This is a genomic window from Candidatus Frackibacter sp. WG13 (genome assembly GCF_900114655.1).
Lineage (GTDB): Bacteria > Bacillota > Halanaerobiia > Halobacteroidales > Acetohalobiaceae > Frackibacter.
In genome coordinates this window covers 56,963-82,649 of the sequence record NZ_FOTT01000012.1, presented here as the reverse complement: position 1 = coordinate 82,649, position 25,687 = coordinate 56,963, and the positions used below count along the sequence as shown (strand labels likewise).

General features: G+C 35.2%; 25 protein-coding genes. 1 reads left to right on the top strand and 24 read right to left on the bottom strand.

Translation table 11 applies throughout. The annotated features are described in order from the left end of the window. Positions 1–254: 254 nt before the first annotated feature. From BM077_RS13720 to spoIVA, 4 genes are all read right to left on the bottom strand, one after another. Entirely contained in the window at positions 255–410 is a 156-nt protein-coding gene (locus tag BM077_RS13720) for a hypothetical protein (RefSeq protein ID WP_176941670.1), read from the bottom strand. Positions 411–461: 51 nt separating this feature from the next. Then, entirely contained in the window at positions 462–1,343 is an 882-nt protein-coding gene (ilvE, locus tag BM077_RS07865) for a branched-chain-amino-acid transaminase (protein WP_089749269.1), read from the bottom strand. Between the two features lie 111 nt (positions 1,344–1,454). Beyond that, positions 1,455–1,760 carry an HU family DNA-binding protein gene (locus BM077_RS07860; RefSeq protein ID WP_089749267.1) on the bottom strand — a complete coding sequence of 102 codons (306 nt, stop codon included), beginning with the start codon at positions 1,758–1,760 and terminating at the stop codon, positions 1,455–1,457. Between the two features lie 192 nt (positions 1,761–1,952). Beyond that, positions 1,953–3,431: a stage IV sporulation protein A gene (gene spoIVA / locus BM077_RS07855; protein ID WP_089749265.1), complete on the bottom strand. Its 1,479-nt coding sequence runs from the start codon at positions 3,429–3,431 to the stop codon at positions 1,953–1,955. A 473-nt stretch (positions 3,432–3,904) separates the two neighbouring features. Between spoIVA and BM077_RS07850 the strand changes: the two genes are divergently transcribed. Continuing rightward, a complete protein-coding gene (locus BM077_RS07850) occupies positions 3,905–4,096 on the top strand; it encodes a hypothetical protein (protein ID WP_089749263.1) in 192 nt (63 codons plus the stop codon). Between the two features lie 118 nt (positions 4,097–4,214). Here the strand turns inward: BM077_RS07850 and BM077_RS07845 are convergent, their stop codons facing one another. The 20 genes from BM077_RS07845 to hisC all read right to left on the bottom strand — a co-directional run bounded on the left by BM077_RS07845 (position 4,215) and on the right by hisC (position 25,681). After that, positions 4,215–5,246 (bottom strand): NAD(P)H-dependent glycerol-3-phosphate dehydrogenase, encoded by a 1,032-nt coding sequence (locus BM077_RS07845; RefSeq protein ID WP_089749261.1) that lies wholly within the window; start codon positions 5,244–5,246, stop codon positions 4,215–4,217. A gap of 52 nt (positions 5,247–5,298) precedes the next feature. Next, on the bottom strand, positions 5,299–5,919 hold the full coding sequence (gene plsY / locus BM077_RS07840) for a glycerol-3-phosphate 1-O-acyltransferase PlsY (RefSeq protein ID WP_176941669.1): 621 nt from the start codon (positions 5,917–5,919) through the stop codon (positions 5,299–5,301). 28 nt (positions 5,920–5,947) lie between these two features. Beyond that, positions 5,948–7,264: a ribosome biogenesis GTPase Der gene (der, locus tag BM077_RS07835; RefSeq protein ID WP_089749257.1), complete on the bottom strand. Its 1,317-nt coding sequence runs from the start codon at positions 7,262–7,264 to the stop codon at positions 5,948–5,950. Between the two features lie 15 nt (positions 7,265–7,279). Then, entirely contained in the window at positions 7,280–8,596 is a 1,317-nt protein-coding gene (locus BM077_RS07830) for a DUF512 domain-containing protein (protein ID WP_089749254.1), read from the bottom strand. A 128-nt stretch (positions 8,597–8,724) separates the two neighbouring features. Then, complete coding sequence (locus BM077_RS07825) at positions 8,725–9,189, bottom strand: DUF3189 family protein (protein ID WP_090003406.1); 465 nt, start codon at positions 9,187–9,189, stop codon at positions 8,725–8,727. Positions 9,190–9,219: 30 nt separating this feature from the next. Further along, positions 9,220–9,690 (bottom strand): DUF3189 family protein, encoded by a 471-nt coding sequence (locus tag BM077_RS07820; protein WP_089749249.1) that lies wholly within the window; start codon positions 9,688–9,690, stop codon positions 9,220–9,222. A 30-nt stretch (positions 9,691–9,720) separates the two neighbouring features. Then, a complete protein-coding gene (locus tag BM077_RS07815) occupies positions 9,721–9,921 on the bottom strand; it encodes a capping complex subunit for YIEGIA (protein WP_089749247.1) in 201 nt (66 codons plus the stop codon). A 12-nt stretch (positions 9,922–9,933) separates the two neighbouring features. After that, positions 9,934–10,830 carry a YIEGIA family protein gene (locus BM077_RS07810; RefSeq protein ID WP_089749245.1) on the bottom strand — a complete coding sequence of 299 codons (897 nt, stop codon included), beginning with the start codon at positions 10,828–10,830 and terminating at the stop codon, positions 9,934–9,936. 293 nt (positions 10,831–11,123) lie between these two features. Continuing rightward, on the bottom strand, positions 11,124–12,275 hold the full coding sequence (gene spoIIP, locus BM077_RS07805; protein WP_176941668.1) for a stage II sporulation protein P: 1,152 nt from the start codon (positions 12,273–12,275) through the stop codon (positions 11,124–11,126). Next, on the bottom strand, positions 12,268–13,005 hold the full coding sequence (locus BM077_RS07800; RefSeq protein ID WP_089749277.1) for a DUF1614 domain-containing protein: 738 nt from the start codon (positions 13,003–13,005) through the stop codon (positions 12,268–12,270). Before BM077_RS07800 ends, spoIIP begins: the two co-directional genes overlap by 8 nt. Before the next feature lie 185 nt (positions 13,006–13,190). Beyond that, positions 13,191–15,284: a bifunctional 4-hydroxy-3-methylbut-2-enyl diphosphate reductase/30S ribosomal protein S1 gene (locus BM077_RS07795; RefSeq protein ID WP_255361593.1), complete on the bottom strand. Its 2,094-nt coding sequence runs from the start codon at positions 15,282–15,284 to the stop codon at positions 13,191–13,193. A 242-nt stretch (positions 15,285–15,526) separates the two neighbouring features. Further along, positions 15,527–16,954, bottom strand: a complete 1,428-nt coding sequence (locus BM077_RS07790) for a carbon starvation CstA family protein (RefSeq protein WP_089749241.1) — start codon at positions 16,952–16,954, stop codon at positions 15,527–15,529. Between the two features lie 194 nt (positions 16,955–17,148). Continuing rightward, on the bottom strand, positions 17,149–17,922 hold the full coding sequence (locus tag BM077_RS07785) for a LytR/AlgR family response regulator transcription factor (protein WP_089749238.1): 774 nt from the start codon (positions 17,920–17,922) through the stop codon (positions 17,149–17,151). Next, entirely contained in the window at positions 17,919–19,619 is a 1,701-nt protein-coding gene (locus BM077_RS07780) for a sensor histidine kinase (protein WP_089749236.1), read from the bottom strand. The genes BM077_RS07785 and BM077_RS07780 overlap by 4 nt, the downstream gene beginning before the upstream one ends. An 81-nt stretch (positions 19,620–19,700) precedes the next feature. After that, positions 19,701–20,297 carry a lysophospholipid acyltransferase family protein gene (locus BM077_RS07775; RefSeq protein WP_089749234.1) on the bottom strand — a complete coding sequence of 199 codons (597 nt, stop codon included), beginning with the start codon at positions 20,295–20,297 and terminating at the stop codon, positions 19,701–19,703. A gap of 11 nt (positions 20,298–20,308) precedes the next feature. Beyond that, positions 20,309–20,968, bottom strand: a complete 660-nt coding sequence (gene cmk / locus BM077_RS07770; protein ID WP_089749233.1) for a (d)CMP kinase — start codon at positions 20,966–20,968, stop codon at positions 20,309–20,311. A 122-nt stretch (positions 20,969–21,090) separates the two neighbouring features. Then, on the bottom strand, positions 21,091–22,374 hold the full coding sequence (gene aroA / locus BM077_RS07765) for a 3-phosphoshikimate 1-carboxyvinyltransferase (RefSeq protein WP_089749231.1): 1,284 nt from the start codon (positions 22,372–22,374) through the stop codon (positions 21,091–21,093). Between the two features lie 17 nt (positions 22,375–22,391). Further along, positions 22,392–23,537, bottom strand: a complete 1,146-nt coding sequence (locus BM077_RS07760; protein WP_255364343.1) for a prephenate dehydrogenase — start codon at positions 23,535–23,537, stop codon at positions 22,392–22,394. Between the two features lies 1 nt (position 23,538). Then, complete coding sequence (gene aroF / locus BM077_RS07755; protein ID WP_089749229.1) at positions 23,539–24,549, bottom strand: 3-deoxy-7-phosphoheptulonate synthase; 1,011 nt, start codon at positions 24,547–24,549, stop codon at positions 23,539–23,541. Between the two features lie 46 nt (positions 24,550–24,595). Further along, on the bottom strand, positions 24,596–25,681 hold the full coding sequence (gene hisC, locus BM077_RS07750; protein WP_089749227.1) for a histidinol-phosphate transaminase: 1,086 nt from the start codon (positions 25,679–25,681) through the stop codon (positions 24,596–24,598). Positions 25,682–25,687: the final 6 nt, after the last annotated feature.

The window sequence follows — 25,687 nt, the reverse complement described above, 5'->3', positions numbered from 1 at the left end:
ATATCAAGGCTCATCAGCATTTTCTTAGAAAGAAAGTCACCGATTTTAGGTCGTATATCTATACATTTGGGCTTGTTTTTAATAAAATGCCGCGGATTAGCACCTAGTATTAACTACTGTTATTATAGGATTTGTTAAGGTCCGTATATTTATACACCAATAATTTTGCCTCAGAATTATTATTCTCCTCTATATATTAATTTAGATAAATTTTCTTATTCTCCTGCTTATAATTCAGTTTTCTTATCTTTAACTTATGCCTTATCTGTACAAGTTATGTATCTAAAAAATTCAGACCTTAAAGGTTTTAACTGTCTCACCCAGCCTAAAACCAAGGCTGGTTGCAAGCCTACGATAAACTCTGCTTCTAATTCGGAATCTCTTTTCTGGGCTTCACTATCAACTGTCAACTAAACAAAAAAAGCTCCCACCTAATAAAAAGTGAGAGCTTAAATATCTAATTATTCATCATAAATCGGACGACCTTCACTATTAGCGACCTCTCTAAAGCGTTCAATCAATTTCCAAGTATACTCACCTGGTTTACCGTCGCCGATATCTCGACCATCTATATTGATTACCGGAATTACTTCCGCCGCTGTTCCTGTTAAGAAGCACTCATCAGCAGTATAAAGATCATGACGAGTAAATACTTCCTCTTTCACCTCTAACCCAAACTCAGGAGCTACCTCCATTACTACACCTCGTTTAATTCCTTTCAAGGCACCTATGTAAGTCGGAGGAGTGATTAATTTTCCATCTTTAACAATAAAGATATTATCTCCAGTACACTCTGCTACATAACCTTCATTGTTTAGCATAACTGCTTCTAATACCCCAGCTCGATTTGCTTCGATCTTAGCTAAGATATTGTTAAGATAATTTAGTGACTTAATACGAGGATTTAAGGCCTCTGGAATATTTCTTCTCGTCGGCACTGTAATTACTTCTAAACCTTCCTCATAAAACTCTGGCGGATAAAGCTCAATATCACTAGCAATGATCAGAACTGTAGGCTCAGGACACTTACGAGGATCTAATCCTAAATCACCAACTCCTCTAGAAACTACTAACCGAATATAAGCATCTTCTAATTCATTAGCTTGAATCGTCTTAATTACTGCTTCTTCCATCTCCTCTGGTGATAATGGAATATCTAGCATAATAGCCTTAGCTGATTCATATAAACGCTTAATATGCTCATCAAACCTAAAGATTCGACCATTATAAGCTCTAATCCCTTCAAAAATTCCATCACCATATAAAAAACCATGGTCCCATACTGATACATTTGCATCTTCTTTAGCTACCAATTCACCATTTAAATATACCTTTTGTTCCATATTCATTCCCCTTTCTGCATCCTACTCTAATACTCACTTCTATTTAACCTCTTACTTTTTGAAATTATTAAAAAAGTAGAAAGAGCAAAAGCTCTTTCTACTCAACAAATATTATTTATCACCATTCACCGCATCTTTTAGCCCCTTCCCTGGCTTAAAGGCAGGAACTTTTCGCGCAGGAATTTCAATCTCTTCTCCAGTCTGAGGATTTCTACCAGTTCTTGCACTTCTATCTCGAACTTCAAAACCTCCAAATCCAATAAGCTGAATCTTGTCTCTTTCATCAGCGCTCTTTTCAGCTTCTGACTTAAGAGTGTCAGTAATTACATCGAGTACTGCATCAACCGTCTCTTTAGTATCCTTCTTAGTCAATCCCGTCTTCTCTGCAACTTTGTCCACTAATTCAGTTTTTGTCAAATCACTCACCTCCCTTAATATTATAACACTTTAAACTTTATTATATCACCAATTTAATTCGTGATATCGATAATTTATTCCTTTTTTTTTGCAAAAAAATCTTCTAAAATAAAATAACCGGCATTAATGCCGGTTATTAAAGTTAAAACTTAATATTAAATTTACCCATTTTCTCAATAATTATTCTCTTCTTTATAAAATAATACAGATCAAACCTCCACTACCTTCGTTCACTATCTTCTGCAAAGTATCTTGTAATTTATCTTGAGCATTCTCAGGCATTCGATATAACTTAGTCTGAATGCCATCTTTAACTAAATCATACAATGAACGACCTAAGAAGTCAGTATCCCAAATGGCATCTGGATTCTCTTCGAACTCTTCTTGTAAGAAGTCAATTAACTCTTCACACTGTTTTTCAGTCCCCACTACTGGCGAAACTTCAGTAGTAATATCTGCTCTAATCATATGAATAGAAGGTGCCGAAGCTTTTAAATTAACACCAAATCCTCCGCCACGCTTAATTAATTCTGGCTCGTCAAAAGTCAAATCTTCTATTTCCGGCTTAACAATTCCGTAGCCCTTTTCTTCTACCTCAGCCAAAGCCTCTGCTACTCGGTCATACTGTATCTTAGCAACACTCAACTCTTTTATTAGATTAAATAACTCATGTTCTCCTTCAATCTCTAAGCCGGTCACTTCTTCAATTATGTCATAAAATAAGTTCTCTTGCATACCAATAGTAATTTCCGCCGTCCCTGTCCCTAAGTTCATATCTTCTAAAATTACTTCTTGTGCATGTTTAAAATCAGCTAAATTATTCAACCCTTGCTCAATATCTCTTAGCCTAATTACCTCATCTAAGGATGTGTTAATACTTTCAGTTAATTCTTTGCTCAACCAATGGACAGGCTCTAACTCATCAATCCATAATGGTAGATCAATATTAATTTCACGGATTGGAAATTCATATAAGATCTCTTGCAATAAATAAGTTATGTCATTCTCAGTTAAATTAGCACAATCGATAGGAATAACTGGTCTGCCATACTTCTCCTCTAACTCCTCTTGTAGCTCCTTAGTTGCTTGACTAGTAGGATGGGTACTATTTAAAGCAATTAAGTATGGCTTCCCTAGCTTCTCTAACTCATTAATAACTCTTTCCTCTGCATTAACATAACTATCCCGCGGCAACTCAGTAATAGAACCATCTGTAGTTACCACCAACCCAATTGTAGAATGGTCTTCAATTACTTTTTCAGTCCCAATCTCAGCAGCTTCCTGGAAAGGAATCGCATCTTGGAACCAAGGAGTTATCACCATCCGTGGACCATCTTCCTCTTCATACCCTAAGGCTCCATCAACTTTGTAGCCAACACAATCCACCAACCTAACTCTAAAGTCTAACTTTTCATCTAAGGCAATCTTAGTCCCTTCATTAGGCACAAACTTAGGCTCCGTAGTCATGATTGTCCTACCGCCACCACTCTGCGGTAACTCATCTTGTGTTCGTTCCTTCTCGTATTCATCTTCGATATTAGGTAGTACTAATAAGTCCATAAACTTCTTAATGAATGTCGATTTGCCAGTTCGAACTGGACCTACTACACCGATATAAATGTCACCACCGGTCCGATCAGCTATGTCTTGATAAATATTATACTCCTCCATCATTTTCCCTCCTCTAAGTTAATAATCCTATAAATATATCATAAGCGTTAACTTAAACTAAATTCTGATAAATTACAGTCTATAAAATACACCTTTATTAATAAAACCTGAAACAATGTCTTAAGCTAACGCACATGATAAATATATATATAATAACCTATAGATATTAGGCATATATCAATATATATATATGAACTCAATTCCAAAATATTCTTTTTTGCTTATAATAAAATAAAAAATCTCAAACATAATTAAGGGAATTTCTCTATATCAACAATTAATCAAGTAAAAGTCTTATGTACAGCAAAGTAAGCTTAATAAATGCATTTTTCTTTACTTATCTCTTGTAAACTTCAAAAGACTAGAAATAAGAATAAAACTTTCTTTAACCCCTTGTAAATTTAAATCAAAGTGTTATAATAAGCCTAAATAAAGATTGATATATCCTTCACAATTAAAAAAAGGAGATGAAAATGACTATGTTAGACTTTTTAAAAGTAGGCGTAAAAAATTCAAAGACTTATCTTGTTACTATCTCTAGCAACAAGGACGAATCTGTTTTAACTCGTTGCCAAGCTGGAAATGGTAACGAAGCCATTAAGAAGACAGCTTCGAAATATCATGTCTTAGAAAAAGACTTAAAGGCCTACAAGATCACTCATTAATGATTATTTAATTCTATTATATATACATTCCTAATAAAAATAATCCCAACTCCAAAATTAACTCTGGAGTTGGGAGCTTTTATTTAAGCTATAAAACTATCTCTTTTCTATATTAAACCTACCAATTATCTTTATTACTAACCACTTCTTCTATTTCATGCTTCTTTCCTCGCTGCATCAATTCATTAACACCTTGTTGCGGGTCTTTTCCTTTAAATAATACCTCGTACGCTTTATTTATAATCGGTACTTCTACTTGTCTATCTCGAGCTAAATGATAAGCTGCTTTAGCAGTCCTAACCCCCTCGGCCACCATAACCATTTCATCTAATGCTTCTTCTAAACTCTTACCGCTACCTATCTTAGTTCCTAAGCGTCGATTTCTACTATGTTGACTAGCGCAGGTAACAACCAAGTCCCCCATGCCTGACAATCCAGCAAACGTCATTGGATCAGCACCTAATGCTATTCCTAATCGTTTAATCTCTGTCAAACCACGAGTGATCAAAGCTGCTTGTGTATTATCTCCATATCCTAGACCGTCAGCGATTCCAGCAGCAATTGCAATTATATTCTTTAAAGCTCCGCCTAACTCTACTCCTACTATATCTGGATTAGTATAGACTCTAAAAGTATCAGACATAAAAATATCCTGAATTCTTTCAGCTAATTGTCGTGACTGACTAGCTACTACTACTGTTGTCGGAATCCCTCTACTCACTTCTTCAGCATGACTAGGTCCAGATAAGACCGCTATATCATCATGTAGCTCTGGTCTTAATTCATCTTTTAATACCTCTGACATTCGATGATAAGTTTTATCTTCAATCCCTTTAGTCGCACTAACAACTAATGTGTCAGCAGAAATTAGACCTTTTAATTCTTTGGCCACTTCTCGAATCACATGTGAAGGAACTACTACCACAACTAATCCAACGTCTTTAACCGCTTCTTCTAAGTCAGTAGTAGCCGTAATATTATCTGGAAACTTAACTCCTGGCAAATAATTATTATTGCTTCTTTTATCATTGATCTCTTCAACCTGTTCTGGTGATATATCTCGTAGATTAACTTGATATCCGTTTTGAGCTAATACGATAGCAAGAGCACTGCCCCAACTCCCACCACCAATAACAGCTACTTTCTCCATCTTTTATCTCCTCCTTTATTGCCTAACTTAACGCTCATCAACTATATCTATCTCACTCATCATCTGTATCCACATTCATATTCCAACCAATCTTATTTTCTTCCCCAGCTAATAGTCTTTTAATATTAGGACGGTGACGATAAATTACAAAAGTAGCAATCGCTATACCTAAACTAACATATACTAATGGATTATTAAAAAGAATAGCCAAAATAGGTATTAAAGCAGCCCCTAATATAGAACCTAACGAAACATATCTTGTCGTTAATACAGTTATTAACCAAACAAAAAAGGCAATTAAAACTGCTTTCGGCATCAGACTAATTAAAACCCCCACTGAAGTAGCTACTCCACGACCTCCATTAAACTTTAAGAATATCGGCCAATTATGCCCGGCAACCGCTGCTAACCCAGCTAAAATAAGAATTAGAGACGGACTAGTTCCAAATACTTGCTTTGCTATTAGAACACCAAAGTAACCCTTACTAATATCAAAGAGCGCAACCATCACTCCCATTCCAAACCCCATTATTCGATAAGCATTAGTAGCACCAATATTACCACTGCCGTGTTCTCTTATATCCACACCTTTTACTAATCTAGTTAATAATAAGCCAAATGGAATTGAACCTAATAGATAGCCAATTAAAATTACAAACAAATAACTAAACATCATTCTTCTCCCCTTACTTACTCTCTTTTTAATTTCTTTCTCTAGTTAAAATCTTAATCGGTGTTCCCGCAAATCCAAACGCCTTTCGAATACTATTCTCCAAATAACGCTTATAAGAAAAATGCATTAAATCTGGGTCATTAACAAAGAAAACGAATAATGGCGGTTTAACCCGCGGTTGAGTAGCATAATAGATCTTCAACCTCCTACCCTTATCACTTGGTGGCTCAAACATAGTCGTTGCTTCTTTGATTACATTATTTAAAGTATTAGTCTTAACCCTTCTTGAATGCTGTTCAGAGACATACTCTACTATCTCTAATATTTCTAACACCCGCTGTCCCGTTAAAGCTGAAACAAAACTAATCGGTGCATATTTTAAGAATCCAGCTTCATATCTAATCTCTTCGGCATATCTTTGATCAATATTTGTTTCCTTCTCAATTAAATCCCACTTATTAACTACTAAAACCATAGCCTTGCCTTCTTCATGGGCATAACCAGCAATCCTTTTATCCTGCTCAGTAATTCCTTCGGTAGCATCTAAGACCATCAATACTACATCCGAACGATCTACAGCCTTTAAAGACCTAATTACACTATACTTTTCGACACCTGGTTTCACCTTTCCTTTCTTCCGCATCCCTGCAGTATCGATAATAACAAATTGTTGTTCACCAACTGAAAAGTAAGTATCTATAGCATCCCGAGTAGTTCCTGGTACATCACTAACAATTACCCTTTCTTCTCCTAAAATCTTATTAACTAAAGACGATTTTCCTACATTAGGTCTACCAATTACCGAAATACGGATTGTATCCTCTTCATACGCCAAATCTTCCTCTTGTGGGAAATGAGCAATTACTTCATCTAATAAATCTCCTATCCTACGACCATGCTCCGCCGAAATCAATATCGGTTCATCTAAGCCTAACTCATAAAAATCATACTTTACTTCCTCAGCCAGTTCCTTAGATTCTACCTTATTAACCGTCAAAATAATCGGTTTCCCACTCTTACGCAATAGATTAGCTACTTCCCGGTCCATAGGATGAACCCCATATCGCCCATCGACTACAAGCATAATCACTTCGGCTTCCTCAATAGCTATTTCTGCCTGTTGTCTAATCTTTTCTTTAAATTCTTCTTCACTACCTAAATCAATTCCTCCTGTATCTACTAATAAGAAATGGTTATTTAACCATTCTGCTTCTGCATAGATTCTATCGCGAGTAATACTTGGCTTATCTTCAACAATAGAGATACGGTTACCAACAATCCTATTAAAAAGTGTCGATTTTCCTACATTAGGTCGCCCAACAATAGCTACAACCGGCTTACTCATACTAAATCCCTCCGTCTAATTATTAATTAGTTCATTTGTCAAATCACTTGCGTTATTCGCAACTAAAATAAATTCTAAATAATCAAATTCTGCTTCTAATTCTTCTAGCTTTAAATCATCAATAAATAATCCATCATCATTTAAAAGAATCTCTGGTAAGATTACTCTACCTGTTACTTCTTCTTCCCTAATCTTCTTAATTATATCTTTTCCAGTTAAGAGTCCAGTAACCGTAACTTCTCTACCAAAAAAATTATTAGGCACTACTAATAATTCTACTAATAAATTTCTAATCTCATTCAACCTAGCCACTACTGGCCTTAAAGCTTTTTCCCCTAATTCACCAGTAACTAACGTAAATTTCTTCTCTTCTTCTATAGTATCCGGAAGCTCATCTTCTACTTCTGCAAACTGGTCCCAAAAAAGACGCACCATCCCTACCCCATTCTCTAATTGTGGAAAACCGTCATAAGCTTCTGCTTCTGGAAGCGGTTGCTCAGCTAACAAATAGAATTCATCTGCTAAATATAGGTAATTTCCGCCTTGCTGCTGACCTAATTTCTGCTGCCAGTCTTCTACCTGAGCTACTACCTGTTTAGCTTCGTCTTTAGTAAAACTTCGTAAATCATATAATTCATCTCTAAATTTAGTCAAACCAACTGGAACCACCGCTAAACTTTTGACAGCAGATGCTAACTCATCTAAATCTTGAACCGTTCTATCTAATTCCTCACCATCATTTAAATTAGGACATAGTACAATTTGAGTGTGAAACTCAATACCGAACTCGGCTAAATCTTTTAATCTATCTAAGACCTTTCCGGCCTTCTTATTTCTTAACATCTTCACTCTTAATTTAGGATTAGTTGTATGTATTGATATATACAAAGGACTTAAATGCATTCTTTTGATTCGTTCAAAGTCTTTAGCTCTTAAATTAGTTAACGTTATATAGCTTCCTTGTAAAAACGAGAATCTATAATCATCATCTTTTAAATTTAAAGTTCTTCTTAGTCCTGGCGGTGATTGATTAACAAAACAGAAAAGACAATTATTATTACATTTTTTCAATCCATCATATATAATATCTGAAAACTCCAAACCTAAATCTTCATCATAATCCTTTTCAATCTCTAATAACCACTCTTCTCCATTACTCTTTTTAATCAGAACCTCTAAATATAAATCGGTAACTAAAAATTTATAATCAATATAATCACGAATTGGCATTCCATTAATACTCATTAACTTATCTCCAGACTCTATATCTAAATCTGCCGCTATACTATTTGGACTAACTGCTTCTATTTCTATACAGTTCCTTTTTTCCATGATTAACCACCTCAATTTTGCAACCTATCTTATATTATCTTATATCAAACTAAATTAGTCAAGCTATATCATTATTTTAACAACAAAAAAGCTCACCAACAAGTGATGAGCAGTTAAAATCGAGTTAATTACTGAAGATTAGCTAGCCTCTCCTTTACATCCCCAACTAAGTTAACAAAACGATTGTATGACCTCTGCAACCCGTAAACTGTTAAAGGCCTCCCAATGCTAATCAAGCCCAATCCCCTTGATAAAAAACCACCTATTCGGGTCATATTATTAACATATGGCAAAGTATCAACTAAGATTAATTCTGTTCTAGCAATACCGAGATGTTTTAAAGTGCTGAAAATAGCTCGCTTCACAATCTTCCGTGATCCTTTCATACCAACTATATAGACCTTAAACCCTAATTCATCCTCACCAAAATAATAGATAGTTCCTATCTCTTCAGTATCCGTCTTGTCATAATGGGGTACATTTAAGATTTCTTCTTTAGTTGGAATCCGCTCATGAGGCAAAACTCCAGTATGAATTGCAGCTGCCAAAACAGAAGAATGAGCACTACCATAACAATTATATATTACTTTCATTCATTTGCCACCTTTATAATCTAAATCTTCTTATTTTAAACTTTTCTTTATTTTATTAACTTTATCAAGTAATTCAGGAAATGAATCTCTTAGACTATGATTAATTAATCTATTAGCTACAGAAAGACTGGGAAATATTCTTTTCAACTTTAATCCCCACTTTAGTCTTCTATCTTCATAATCTGTTAAATCTATAAATAGATTCTCTGCTTCTAACTGAAATATCCTACTTAAACCTTCTGCTACCCGCTCAATTACGTCACCAACCTTGTCACTACCTAAAATATAAATATCATTACCTAATTGGTCGGTGCCAACAAAGATAATCTGTCCTAATTTAACTTGCTCTTGATTGCCGAAGTACGGCAACTTCTCTAATGTATCCCGTTTAGGAAGTTGATTATCCTCTACTTTATTATCTACAGATACCATATTCAAATGAAAAGCAGCAGCAATAACTGCTAAGTACTGCCCAGTACTGTCATAATAGATTATCTTCATCTTTTACTCCTCTAGTTAATGCTTAACCAATTAATGTTTAACTAAAATATATACACCATTTCCTAAATTATGAGCCATAGATAATGTTAATCGCGAAATTAACATTGCTACATACTCTAACTCCTCTTCATCTTCTACATAAAATACTGGCGCCCCTCCACCTTCAACCTTATCCTTATTAGACTCTAAAGTGACGATTGCCAATATATTATTAGTTAAACTAACTTCCATCTTCAAGCCTCCTTAATCAGCCGCTGCATGACCTGCTTCTGATGCTAAAGGTCTCCGTTTAGACCCTTCTAATACAGGAGTCTTCTCTACAGCCTTCTTAATCCATTTCTCATCCGGTTCAATAGGAATTATAATAATAACGACTCTTCCTGTATCTAAATTTAATCTAGCTAGTGGAGTATAATCTTGTACTCCAACATCTAATCTAACTCCCAATTGAGTAGCAACATCATGTAAGATTGCTTGTCTTTGGCCAGTATTAGCCAAAGTGGCTCTTGCATTATCATCTTTTGGGTCGAGCACAATTCCTATTCCATTTTTTTGCCAATACTCTAAAGATTCTTTTACTCCTACGTTCATAATTATTACATCACCAATAGCAATATTCTCTCCTTCATCACCTTTAAACTCCAAGTCCACCACCTTTACATCAGCAATATCTTTAACTACTTTTTCTCTCATAGCATTCTGTAAAATTAATGCTGTTAGTACTCCAAAAATAATGCCTCCGTACCATTCAAATAACTTAAAGCCAATGGTACTAATTAAAGCTACTAATAAAGCAAGATAATTTCTAGTCTCAAACACTTTAGCTATTCCTTCTATATAGGCAGTCCCTCGCGGAACTAATTCAGTCTCTTCTAAATGATTTAAAAACTCTCTTTCTACTCCACGAATATTACTAAACTGTTGAGCAGCCAAAGCAAGAAATGTTATCGCTACATAATCCTTCTCTAACAATGCTGGTAGGACCATAGCACCTAACCCAGCAGCAATCATTCCTAAGGTTAGATGCACAGCATATCCGTGAGGATAACCAGGGTACTGACGATAATCGATCTTCAGCATCCAAAGCCGAGCTAAGGTCCCTAATAGAATACTACCTATAATCATTACTGGGTATTTCATCTAATATTCGGCAAGGAAACCCCATCTAAAATTTAGGCGGGGAGGAATTGCCTTCCCTCCTTTGTGTGTAATATTTAACATGGTAAATTAATCCATATCATGATATAATAAACTTAAGTGAATATATGGAGTTACATTGACTAATACCTTCAATGTGTGAAATATTCAAGGTATACGCTGTATGAACAGCATACAAGGTGACTTGTAGCCCCTATTGTTTTTACAATAGGGATAGCCTTTTTAGTCAGCTCTAACAACACTATCTAATTCTTAGCTTGTTATTATTTTCTTTCTTATTCATCCTTATTCTTATCTCCATCCTTGTCCTCATTTGACCTTTTAATACCATCTTCAAATCCTAAGAAGTTGACCATCTCTTGACCAAAGAAACGTCTAATTCGATTCATTACTCCTTCCCAACTCCCTTCATTAATAAATAGATAACCAAAGATTCCCGCAGTTACTACTGCTAAAATAATTAATAATGAAGTAAAAGCACCTAAATCCTGTTCAGCATTAACCTGCCCAGCACCCTGCGCTTGTTGTTTTCCTCCTCCATAGAGCAATTGATTCACCGCATCAGCAAACATCACTGCCCCTCTCTTCGCTTGCTCTCGAGGGATAACATGAGTACCCATTTCTAACAACATTGCCCTAGGAGAGAGATCTTGATTATATTTACCTTTAGCATAAAAGATTCCTTTAATTAACCCTGGATGGACCTTATCTGCAGTTGCCTTTAGCTGTTTAGCAAATTTATCATTTACTTTCATGTTAGGATTCTGTCTACCTACTACTAATCTCACCTGACTAACTTTCTTACCATCAATAGTAGTAACATATTGTGAAGGATCTGGTACTCCATCACGATGGATATCAAAGATAGCATCGGGTCTCTTTTGAGCTAATTTTTTCGCAGTTCTCCTTGATCTTTCATAAGCACCTCCGTCATGAGGGTCATGTTTAGCATTAGATGCAATTACTTTAATCCCTTTCTTGCTTAACTGCTTAGCAAATACATCAGCGACATTATAAACATCTCCGTTACCCGGTTCAGTATGAGTTCCACTAGTAGGTACATAGGACTCATCACTATGAGTATTATAGATTGTAATCTCCTTTTTAGCCTCTTCTTTAGATAATAAGGCTTCCGGCTGTGAGATAGAAGAAGATAAATCATCGCTCGTAGTTAGGTCAACAGTACCTTCATACTTAACAATAGCTTGATCACCATTAACTTTAGTCACAACGTACTTCTTATTATTCTGATTAATATACCAGTCACCTTTGTGTACCATCATAGCAGTTTGAAAGATGACTTTCCCGTTTTCATCTACTACTGTAAAATAACCATCCTTCTTTTCTTGTTCAGCATAAGCAAGTGTACTGAAGATCATTAAGAATACTAAACTTAAAATTAAAGTTTTAGTTACCTTTTTATTCATCTCTATCACCTCTTTTCCCCTCATCTGTATTATCTTTAAGCTTTCCTGACAAGAAATCAGCATACTTAACATTATCTAGTTTTTCTTCTTCTCCAGAGTCATCTCCATCTGTATCATCATGGTTTGATCCACCTTGGAGCCGTTCTCTAGATTCACCAACTATTTCAGCTAATAAGACAGCAATAAAACCAGAAGTAACGATTGTATCTAAGGCTCCTGCTCCTCCAATATCTGCTTGTCCTGGTACACCTCCATAGGTGATCTGCCATACATGAATTAAATCATATAGTAAAAATCCTACAGTACCAGAAATAAAAGCATTTCTCCGTGAACGACTAGTTAAGTAAGCCGTTACACCAGCAACAATAGCGAAGATATACGATGGATCTAATAAAGTATGACCCTCTTCAAATTGATAGATCTTAGTCAAAGAATAGATCACCCCACCGGTTACCACTATGGAAAAGATAGCTCTTAACCATTCTTTAGTGGAATCTGCTTTAGCTAAAACATAGATAGCCAAAAGAACTGGTAAAATCGCACCTCCTACATTAACACTAATTGCTGGCGCAGTAGTAATCGGGATATCAATAAAACTACCCACTAACATCAAAGCAAGAAATACTAATGCCTGTTTATCAGTAAGATACATCCTGTCCAAAATCCTTTGTGCAAAACCTAGATAAATTAAGACCGCCATAACAACTAATACAATTACTCCAAATGGCATTTTCCCACCTCCAAATTTTTTCTTATCGCTAGCTATTCTTTCCCTGAAGGCACTAAAATATTCATTAAAAAAAGAAGCCTCTGGTATGAAAATCATACCAGAGGCTTCTTAATAGTTTAGTTTAGTTTAATTTAATTTAATTTTAATTATAAAACTAAATTTAAAGATTTATCTAAATTTTGATATTACTCTTCAAATAATTCTCCAAACATATCACCAATAGTAACTCCACTACCTTCGTCATCATCAATAAAGTCCTCAACATCTTTCTGTTGCTTTTGTGGCTGGTCATTATCATCTTCTAACTCTTTCATGCTTAATCCTACTCTTCTTTCATTAGATTCAATATTAATAATCTTAGCTTCAACTTCATCACCAGCATTTACTACTTCATTAGGAGTAGCAACATGACGTTGAGATAATTGAGAAATATGAATTAAACCTTCAACTCCAGGTTCAATCTCCATGAAGGCACCAAAGTCAACAGTCTTAGTAATCTTACCTTCAACTACTTCACCTTCATTATACTTACTAACAAACTGTTCCCATGGGTCTGGCAGAGTCTGTTTTAACCCTAAAGAGATTCTCTCTTCTTCTGGATTAACACCTAAAACTTTAACTTTAATCTCTTCTCCTTCTTCTAATACATCAGATGGATGGTCGATTCTTCCCCATGACATTTCAGAAATATGTAATAGACCTTCTACTCCACCTATATCAACAAAAGCACCAAAGTCTACTAACTTAGTTACTGTTCCTTCAACTACTTCTCCTTCTTCTAAAGAACTAAAGATTTCCTCTTTCTTCTTCTCAAGCTCTTTTTCTAATACTTTCTTACGTGAAAGTACTACATTATTATTCTCTCTTTCAACTTCGATCACCTTTAATTGTAATGTTTCACCAATATATTGACTTAAATCTTCAACATATTCGATCGCTACATGAGAAGCAGGGATAAACCCTCTTAGTCCAATATCAACTACTAAACCACCTTTTACTTCCTTAGTAACCTCAGCTTCAATAATTTCATCATTCTCATGTACTTCTTGTACTCTTTCCCAGGCCTTTTCATGCTCAAGTCGTTTCTTAGATAAAATAACCTCTCCACTGTCACTTTCAAGCTTCAATACTTCAACTTCAATTTCATCGCCTTCGCTTACTACATCTTCTGGTGCATCAGAACGATTTGAGCTAACCTCATTACGAGGAATAAAACCTTCAGATTTAGCACCGATATTAACATATACTCCTTCATCAGTGACCTGTTCTACAGTTCCTGTTAAGACTTCACCCTTTGTGAAGTCAGCAACTTCCTCATAATTTTCCTCTGCTACCTCTTCTGTTTCACCTACTTCTTCATCAACCTCTTCAACCTCTTCAACCTCTTCAACCTCTTCATTTTCACTCGTTTCTTCCTCAGTTAAATTCTCCTCATTCTTAATCTCTTCCATTCGACTGACAACCTCCTTAATAATCCAATTTGGGGTCGATGCCCCAGCAGTAACACCTACTCTTTTAATATTATGAAACCAATCCCGACTTAGGTCATCTGCAGTTTCAATATGATAAGTCTGAGTGCCAACCTCTTGACAGATTTGAGCCAGGCGATTGGTATTCGCACTATTATAACCACCAATTACAATCATTAAATCTACTTTATCAGCTAATTTTGCTGCTGATGCTTGTCTTTCATTAGTGGTAGTGCAGATAGTATTAAATACCTTTAAAACCTCTGTAACATCCATTAATTGACTAACAACCGCTTTTAACTTATCAATAGATTGTGTAGTCTGAGCAATTACACCAGCTTTTTTTAATTTATTTGGTAATTTTTCAAAATCACCTTCATCTTCAATTACAATTGCTTGGTTATTAGTAGAACCTAAAATTGCAATTACTTCTGGATGTTCTTTATCCCCGCTAATTATTACTTGATAGCCTTCCTCTTGTAAGCGGGCAGCACTCTTTTGTGCCTTCTTAACAAAAGGACAAGTAGCATCCAATACTTCTAAATCTTTCTCTTTAGCTTCAGCTAGTATGCTAGGAGGAACACCATGTGACCTAATGATTATAGTTCCTTCATCTACATCATCTACATTATTTGCTATATTCACATCTAGTTCCTCTAACTTATTTACTGCCTGTGGATTGTGAATTAGAGGACCTAAAGTAAAGATTTCACCTTCTTTATTCTTTCCAGCATCCATTGTTAAATCCATTGCTCTAGTAACTCCAAAACAGAAACCAGCATGATCTGCTAAAATAATCTCCAGAACCAATTCCTCCTTCCAACACAACAATACCAAGATAATCCTTACAAGGTAGTATTCCCATTCTAATCCGGAATATTATAGAAATTAAAAAAGAACCCTTTATATTTTTTCGTCGTCAATAAAATAATTCCTTCTTATATTAGAAAAAAAGTATACCTTAATTCAAATTAAGGTATACTTTTTATTCAAAAAACACATTATTTGACATTATATATAATTAAATGTTATTTCATCCCCATTATTGACAATTACGCAGCATTCTCCATTTCGCCTCTAATTTCTTGTTTTTGATGGGTTCTTAGGAACCATACAAAAGCTCCAATTGCTACTAAAACTCCAACTATTGTAGCCAATGGCCCTTGAATACCGAAACCCTCTGGAGCCATAATGATATACGAAATAGAAACCGCAGTCATAAAAGTAGCAGGTAACGTAGCAATCCAATGAAATCTACCATGCTTAGCTAAATAAGCAGCACCTGCCCATAAAGCGACCATTGCTAAAGTCTGGTTAGACCAAGCAAAGTAACGCCAAATAATACTAAAGTCCATCTGTGATAAGACGACTCCGATTGCAAATAAAGGAATAGCTAACTTAAATCTATTAGTAGTTTCAGTCTGGTCTAAATCAAAGATATCTGCTAATGTTAATCTAGCACTTCTAAATGCAGTATCTCCTGAACTAATTGGCAATGCTACAACGCCTAACATAGCTAAAATACCACCGAATGCACCTAGCATATTATCGCTGATTATCTTAACGATTCCTGCTGGTCCACCATTTTCAGCCATAGCTGTTGCTAAGCCTTCTGTGCCTCCAAAGAAAGTCATTGCTGCTGCCGCCCAAATTAAAGCAATTACACCTTCAGCAATCATAGCTCCATAGAACACTTTTCTACCATCTGTTCTTTCTTGGTCTAAACAACGAGCCATTAATGGAGACTGAGTTGCGTGGAAACCACTAATTGCCCCACAAGCAATCGTTACAAATAACATTGGCCACATCGGCAATGAATCCGGGTGTAAATTAGTTAAAGCAATCTCTGGAATCTTGTAATCACCAAATACTAATCCACCAGCAATCCCTAACGCCATAACCAATAACGAACCACCTAAAATTGGATATAATTTAGCAATAACCTTATCTACTGGCAATACAGTAGCTAAGAAGTAATAGATAATAATAATTCCTAACCACATATTAAGATTTAAACTAGTCATATTAGCCAATAATCCCGCCGGTCCAGTCATAAATACAGTTCCAACTAAGACTAATAAAATAATTGAGAATACTCGCATAAATTTGCGTGCTCCCTCTCCTAAGTATTCCCCAACAATTTCAGCAATACTTGCTCCATCATGCCTTACAGAAATCATCCCTGATAAATAGTCGTGAACTGCCCCCGCAAAGATCGATCCAAATACAATCCAAAGAAATGCAGCTGGCCCAAATAATGCTCCAGCTATCGCACCAAAGATAGGACCTAATCCAGCAATATTTAAAAGTTGAATTAAGAATACCCGCGGCCAACTAAGCGGCATATAGTCCACACCATCTTCTTTAGCATGAGCCGGAGTCTCTCTAGTTTCATCCGACCCAAAAATATTATCTACAATCTTTCCATAAACCATATACCCTACTATTAATGCAATTAATGAACCTATAAATGATACCATAAATATTTCCCCTCCTAATTTTAAAAATATTGTGTAATCAAATTATAATAAATTAGGAGGAATAAAGGAATACTTTCGCTTTAAACTACATAAATCGACACCTGAAATACATTATATTAACCTGAGTGAATTAAACTAATTAAAATCTTTACATAATTAAGAATCTTGTATAACTATTATAGCTTCATTATCATTTATAATTTCATTATTCTTTTTAACTCTTTAACTTTCATTCTACTAACCGGTACTTCTAATTCTAATTTATCATTCATAATTAAACGATATTTCCCTTTAAACCAAGGTAAGATTTCCTTTACTCTTTCTAGATTAACTAAGTAACTACGATGTACTCGAAAGAACTTAGGCATCGGCAATCTTTCTTCAAGGTCAGATAAAGTTGCATCAGTCTTATATTCATTATCATAAGTCTTAATATAAATATCTTTATTCTTAGTATAAGCAGCAATAACCTCATCTTGATTTAATAATTTAATTCTTCCTTGTTTCGAATGAACCGGAATCTTAAGGACTGAATTCTTTTTATCTTCAACTGAAGCTAATATTTGACCTAATTTGTCATTAATCCCTTGCTTCTTTTGCTTATCCTTCTTCATTAACACCCGTTCTATTGTCTTATTAAATCTCTCTTCAGTAAAAGGCTTCAAGAGATAGTCGATAGCATTTAGTTCAAACGCCTTAATTGCATACTCATCATAAGCGGTAATGAAGATAATTAAAGGTTGAACCTCCCATTTGAGAATCTCTTCTGCTACTTCTATTCCTGTCTTTCCTGGCATTTGAATATCTAAAAAGAGCAAATCTGGTTCATTACTCTTACAAATATCTAACACCTTACCACCATCACTTACTTCGGCTACTATTTCAATTAAATCAAATTTAGACAATAAAAATTTCAATTCATCTCTAGCCGGTGCTTCATCATCTGCTATAACCGCTGCTAAACTCATGCTTTCCCTCCTTCTATATCTTGTTGAGGAATTGTAACTAATATCTTAGTTTCTATACCTAACTGACTATCTATTTTTAAACCATAATCGTTACCATAAATCTTTTGTAAACGTGAATTGACATTAGTTAAACCGATCCCTGTTCCTTTACCTCTTCCTTCCTTTAAAATTTCTGTCAATTGACCTTCTTCAATCCCCATGCCATTGTCCTTAATAATAATCTCTACCTCATTATTCTTTTCCTTTGCTATTATCTCTACTATTCCAATACCAGACTTAGGAGAGATCCCGTGCCGAACTGCATTCTCAACCAACGGTTGTAATATAAAGCTAGGTAGATGTAAGTTTAATAGTTCATCTTTAACCTTTATCTTCATTTGTAAATCATCACCAAATCTAGCCTTTTCAATCGCTATATAGTTTTTTACATGCTCTAACTCTTCAGCTAAACTGACCATCTTTTTACCTTCTTTTAAAGTCTTTCTAAAGAAATGAGAGAGCTTAATTAATAATCTTCGGGCTTCGGAAGGGTTAGTTCGACAGAAAGAAATGATTGTATTTAAAGCATTAAATAAGAAATGAGGATGAATCTGTGCCTGTAATGCTTTTAACTCAGCCTGAGTAGTTAACTGAGCCGCTTGTTCTAAATGAGCAATCTTGATTTGAGTCGATAATAGATTAGCTACACCAGTAGCTAACTCTATATCCACATCATTAATACTACTTTCATTATCTTTATAAAATTTTAAAGTTCCAATTAACTCTTCATCAAATTTCAAAGGAACTACTACTGCTGATGCCAATTCACAACCTTTAACTGGACAACCAATATCCGTACGCTTATCAATAACAGCTAATTCTCTATCTGCAATAGCCCGCTTAGTAGCCTCAGTTATAATCTTCTCTCCTGGTTGATGATGATCCTCTGCTAAGCCTTTATGGGCCAAAACTTCATTACGATTAGTAATAGAGACTGCTTTTATATCCGTCATACTTAAGATCGTTGCCGCAGCTTTAGCTGCTGAATCATAATTAAGACCCTCTCGCAGATGAGGAAGGGTCCGATTAGCAATCTCTAAGGCTTTCTGTGATTGTAAAGCTCTTACTTTTTCTTCTTCATTTTTGGTAGTTTTCAAAATGTTAATAAAGATAGCAATACCTAAAGCATTATTCAAAATCATAGGTAAAGCGATTACTTTCACTAGTCTTTGAGCGTCTACAAAAGATTCACTTAAAAATAAAACATATATCATTTCAATAACCATAATTAAGATTCCTAATCCAAAAGCAAATTTGGCATTAATCTGCTTAAATGAACGATACTTACGGACTAAACCAGCCGTTAAACCAGACGAAGTAGTCCCCACTGCACAAGCAAAAGCTGTAAAGCCACCTAAAGTATAACGATGCAAACCTCCAATTAAACCAGTAGTTAAACCAACTATTGGACCACCTAATAAGCCAGCTACCACCGCACCAATAGCCCTAATGTTTGCATAAGCACCAAAGATATAAACTCCTAAGTAAGTTCCTAAGGCCGAAAGAAGCCCAAAGAATATAATTAGAAATATCTTAATTCTAGGACTAGACTGTTCATAAACTACCTTCTTAAATATTTCAGTCCGACTTAATAAATAAGCAAATACAGCAATCACTGACATATTCTGTAGTAAAGTAATTAATAGATCAAATATCATTACTATACCTACTTTCTAATCTATACTTAACTAAAAGTTCATCTATAATTTAATTACAAAATTAATTCTAAAATTAGTATATTATTCAATTAAAGTCTTAATCTCACTCATAATCTCTCTACCGACTGCTTTCATTTCCTTCTTATCTAATTTCTTACCATAATATTTATCTAAAGTAAATGGCTCTCCTATCCTTACTTTAACATCTTCACTAAAAGGCTGCTTAGTATTAGATAAACCAATAGGTAATAATGGAACCTCCGCCTTTAAAGCAATCATAACGATTCCTAACTTAGCTCTTTTTAATTTACCTGTCTTACTTCTAGTACCTTCGGGAAAAGCACCTAAAACTTTACCTTCGTTCAATATCTTTAATGCCGAACGAATCGCTCCCCGAGCAGACTTACTTCGATTTACAGGAATCATACCTATATGATTTAAAACCCCACCTATAACAGGAGCCTCAAATAGTTCTTTTTTAGCCATAAAATGTACAGGCCTGTTCAAAGCACTTCCTACAATTGGTGGGTCCCAATTACTAATATGATTAGCAACTACAATTAATGGTCCCTGCTGAGGAATATTCTCCCTACCATCTATCTGCCAACCAGTCCCAAATCTAAAGAAAGTATTAAAAGCAAAATGACCAAACTTATAGGTTAAGTTTCCTTCCTTCATACTAACTCCTCCTAGCATAATCTTAATACTTCTTCAACAACCTCTCGAATCGTTAGCTTTGTCGAATCCAATTCAATGGCATCATCTGCTTTCTTTAAAGGAGCCACTACTCGTTCCCTGTCTAACTTATCTCTTCTTATAATTTCTGACTTTAACTGAAAAAAATCTATCTCTTCACCTTTGAGCTTCAACTCCTCATACCTTCTCTTTGTTCTCTCTTCTACAGACGCGGTCAAAAATATTTTAACATCTGCATTAGGTAAAACAACAGTACCAATATCACGTCCATCCATTACTACACTAGTATCTTTCGCCATCTTTCGTTGCAAATTAACTAACTCTTTTCTAACTGCTGGTACTTTAGCAACTAAAGAAACATGATTACTAACTGCTTGGCTTCTAATCTCTTCACTTACATCTTCATTATCTAATAATATCCGGTCTTGATTATCCACCTTTCGGAAACGAATCTCTGTATTCTTAGCTAAATTCGCTAGTTCTTGTTCAGAACCTATATCAATCTCTAAACGCAGAGCCTTAAGAGTTAAAGCACGATACATAGCACCGGTATCTATATAAATGCTACCTAACTCCTCGGCTACCTGCTTAGCTATAGTACTCTTTCCTGCTCCCGCTGGTCCATCAATTGCAATTACTAAATCTGATTTCATATCTATCAATTCCTTTCACAACTGTTCTCTACCTATATCAAATAACTATTTCGTGAAAGAAAGCATAAATCCTGCTTAAATTGTTAAATTGACTTCCTGCATAATTAGGAAATTTACTTAAATTAAATTTGAGCTATCAAATCACTAAAACTAGGAAAAGAAGTATTAATACATTCCGTATTTTGAATGATTACTTCCTCTTCAGCAATTAAACCGGCGATGGCTAAAGACATTGCTATCCTGTGATCACCGTAGCTTTGGCAACGACACCCGCCTTTAATCGTCTGTGACCCGGGAATGACCATGCCGTCTTCTCGTTCTTCAACTTCAATACCTAACCTTTTCATTTCTGTAACCATAGCTTTAATACGGTCTGTTTCTTTAACTCTTAGTTCTTCAGCATCTTTAATTATCGTTTCGCCTTCAGCTTGAGTGGCAGCTATAGCTAATATTGGAATCTCATCTATTAGCTTAGGAATTACTTCTCCGCCGATAGTTGTTGCCTGTAAATTACTACTCTTAACTTTGATATCTGCTATTGGCTCTTTATTCTCTAATCTTTTATCTAATAATTCATAGTCAGCTTTCATGTCCTGTAACACTTCTAAAATTCCATCTCTCGTTGGATTTAAACCTACATCTTTTAGAACCAGTTCTGAATTTTGATTAATTAATGCGGCTACAATAAAGAAAGCAGCCGAAGATATATCGCTAGGTACTTTAATCCTCTTACCCTGTAAATTAGGCTTCCCTTTTACTTTGACCTTTAACCCTTCAACTTCTATTTCGGCTCCAAAGTATTCTAACATTCTTTCTGTATGGTCTCGGGATTTTTCTGGTTCTATAACTGTTGTCGTTCCATCTGCATATAATCCAGCTAATAGAATGCATGATTTAACTTGTGCACTAGCAATAGGTGAATGATACTCTTGATTAGTAAGTTCTTGTCCTATTACTGTTAATGGAGCCAGATTACCATTATCTCTTCCATAAATCTTAGCTCCCATATCACTTAAAGGCTTGGTTACTCGCGCCATTGGTCGTTGAGATAAAGATTCATCACCTGTAATTACTGAGTAGAAGTTTTGACCTGCTAAAATACCTAGCATTAATCGCATGGAAGTTCCAGAATTACCTACATCTAAAATAGAAGTCGGTTCTTGCAGCCCATCTAAACCTACGCCATGAATAATCATCTTCTCTGAACCTAAGCCTTCAATCTTAACCCCCATACTTTGGAACGCACGGGCAGTATTCAAACAGTCTTCACCAGTTAAAAATCCCTCTATCTCAGTCTCCCCATTAGATAATGCTCCTAACATTACTGACCGATGAGAGATTGATTTGTCACCTGGCACTTTAATATTTCCTTGTAAATTACCTTTAGGTTTAATTTTTAGTTCCATAATACTCACTCCTCAGACTACTTTATCTGTAACTTATATCCTGCTTTAATCAATAAATTTTCTGCTGTTTTTAACTCTTCTTCTGTAGCAACGACTAATCGTAAAGTTCCACCTTGTTCCCTTACTCTTAAAATCTCAATATCAACAATATTAATTCCTGCTTCTCCTAAAAGTGATGTTGCCTCACCGATAGCTTTTGGACGGTCAGGTAGAGTTAATATTATTTCATAATTAGGAGAAATTAATCCTCTTTTCTTTTTAGGAATCTGACGACGCAGATTTCTAATATGATCAAATTTTTTTAATAACTCATTAGTATTTGTAGCAGTTAATAAATCTTCAAATTCAGTTAATCGCTCTTTAAAAACTTTAATCATTATTTGAATTGCCTCTTTATTATGAAGACAGATATCAGTCCACATTTTAGAACTTCCGCTGGCAATTCTAGTTGTATCTCTAAAACCACCAGCTGCTAAAGAAAATACTCGTTCCTCTTCTTTAGCAACCTCGCCAACTGTATCAACTAAAGTACACGCCATAATATGAGGTAAATGGCTAACAGCAGCAACAATTTGGTCATGTTGCTTAGGCGACATAAAGAGTAATTTAGCTCCTATTATCTGTAGCAAGTCCCTTAATAATTCTATCTTTTCTTCTTCTATATCTTCTGAAGGAGTTAAAACATAGACTGCATTTTCAAAAAGATACAAATCAGCTCCTTCAGGGCCACTAATCTCAGATCCAGTCATAGGATGACCTGGAATGTATACCAAGTCATCCCTTAATACTGAATCAATTTCTTTTACTAACTGTCTTTTAGTACTCCCTACATCAGTAATAATCGCCCCAGATTTTAATTGAGGCTGAATCTTTTCAATTAGCTCCGGAATCACTCCTACAGGTGTAGCTAAAAAGACTAAATCTACTTCCTTAAATCCTTGGTTACCATCAAAACTATCAAGATCAAGACTACTAATACCTTGGTCAATGCTACCTATCTCTAGCGCTGTCTTTATATGTTCTTCATGGTTATCATATCCGATTACCTTTTTGACTGGAGTCAAATTCCGTAAAGCAAGCCCCAATGAACTACCTAGCAGTCCTACCCCGATAATCGCTACCTCTTTAATCTCTTGCATTCTCTTTTCAACTCCACTATCCACGTTATAACTTCTTCCCTACTACTTCACCTAGCGGTCTTAACTCATCCATCAACTTAGTAAAGTTAGTAGGAGTTAAAGACTGAGGTCCATCACATAAAGCAGTAGCAGGGTCTGGATGGACTTCTACCATTAAACCATCGGCTCCAGCAGCTAAAGCAGCCTTAGCCATTGGATTAACTAAATTCCACTTGCCAGTACCATGACTAGGATCAACAATAACCGGTAAATGGCTTAATTCTTTAATGACTGGTACAGTTGAGATATCTACTGTATTTCTTGTATGCTCAACAAAAGTTCTAATCCCTCTTTCACAGAGGATAACATTATAGTTTCCTCCAGCCATTATATACTCTGCTGCCATCAACAACTCTTTATAAGTTGCTGTCATTGCTCTCTTTAACAGTACCGGGTTGTCCTGTTTCCCGGCCTCCTTCAATAAAGGATAGTTCTGCATATTACGCGCACCAATCTGTAAGACATCTGCATAATTACTAACCAAGTCTACACTACGAGTATCCATAACTTCAGTCACTATTTTAAGGCCGGTTCTCTCTCTAGCCTCAGCTAACATTTTTAATCCTTCTTCAGCTAATCCTTGAAAACTGTATGGCGAAGTTCGGGGTTTAAAAGCACCTCCTCTTAAAATATGCCCACCTTTATCCTTAACTATCTCTGCTGCCTCAAACAATTGCTCCTTACTTTCAACAGCACAAGGGCCAGCCATAACTGCAAATGAACCTCCACCTATCTTAACACCATCAATATCAACAACTGTTTCTTCTTTAAACTGCTTTCCAGCTAATTTATACGGTTTTGTAATTTCCACAACTTTTTCGATCCCTCGCAAAGATGCTATAGATTGTATTTTTTCTCTTTTATCTTCACCTATTACGCCAATGATTGTCTTAACTTTGCCTCTTGAAAGATGAACTTTTAATCCTAAATCTTCTACTCGATTAACTACATTATTAATTTGTGCTTCAGTAGCATCATTCTCCATTACAATTACCACTTTCATAACCTCCTATAAATTCAACTATTTAAAATTGAATTAATAATTAAGATTTATTTAACACTTTTTCTAAAGTCTCAATAAACCTTTTATTCTGCTCCTCAGTTCCAACTGTTACTCTAATCTTAGTTTCATAGCCAAAAGCTTGAGCATTACGAATAATTACTCCTTCTTTTAGCATATTTTCAAATACTTTACCGGCATCTTCTTCAATGTCGACCAAAATAAAATTAGTCTGTGTAGGCACATAATCTAAACCTAGTCTTTTAAATTCTTGATATAAATATTCTTTACCTGTTTCATTCACTTGCTTACTTTTATTTAAATGCTCTTCATCTTTTAATGCTGCTTCTGCTGCTCTTTGGGCCATTAAGTTAACATTAAACGGATGCCGAACTCGATTCATGTAGCCTATTAACTCTTCATTAGCAATTCCATAACCAATCCTTAACCCTGCTAAAGCATATGCTTTCGAAAATGTTCTTAAAACGATTATATTATTATATTCATCTAAATAATTAAGGCTCTCTGGATATTCTCCTGTATCTACATATTCTTTGTAAGCTTCATCAAAAATAACAACTATATCTTCTGGTACTTTAGTTAAAAATTCCTCTATCTCTGTTCTATCTACAATAGTTCCTGTTGGATTATTAGGATTACAGACAAAGATTAATTTAGTCTTATCTGTAATTGCTTCTAACATTGCTGATAAATCATGAGTATAGTTATCTAATGGAACTGTTACTATCTCGCCACCCATTACATTAGTTACAAACTCATATTGACTAAATGATGGTTCAGCCATAATTACCTCATCATTAGAAGTTAAAAAAGCTTCTGCTACTAAACTTAATAGACCGTCTGAACCATTACCGAAGATTAACTGCTCCTCTTCTACTCCTAACTTATCACTTAAACTCCTTCTAAGAACGTGACAGTTGCCGTCAGGATAGATATGTACTTGTTTAGCAACTTCTTGCATAGTCTTAATTGCTTCTTTAGATGGTCCAACTGGATTTTCATTAGAAGCCATCTTAATTACATCATCTAATCCTAATTCCCTCTTCACCTCTTCAATTGGCTTTCCTGGTACATATGGTTTAATATCTAAGATTTCTTCTCTAATCATTATCCT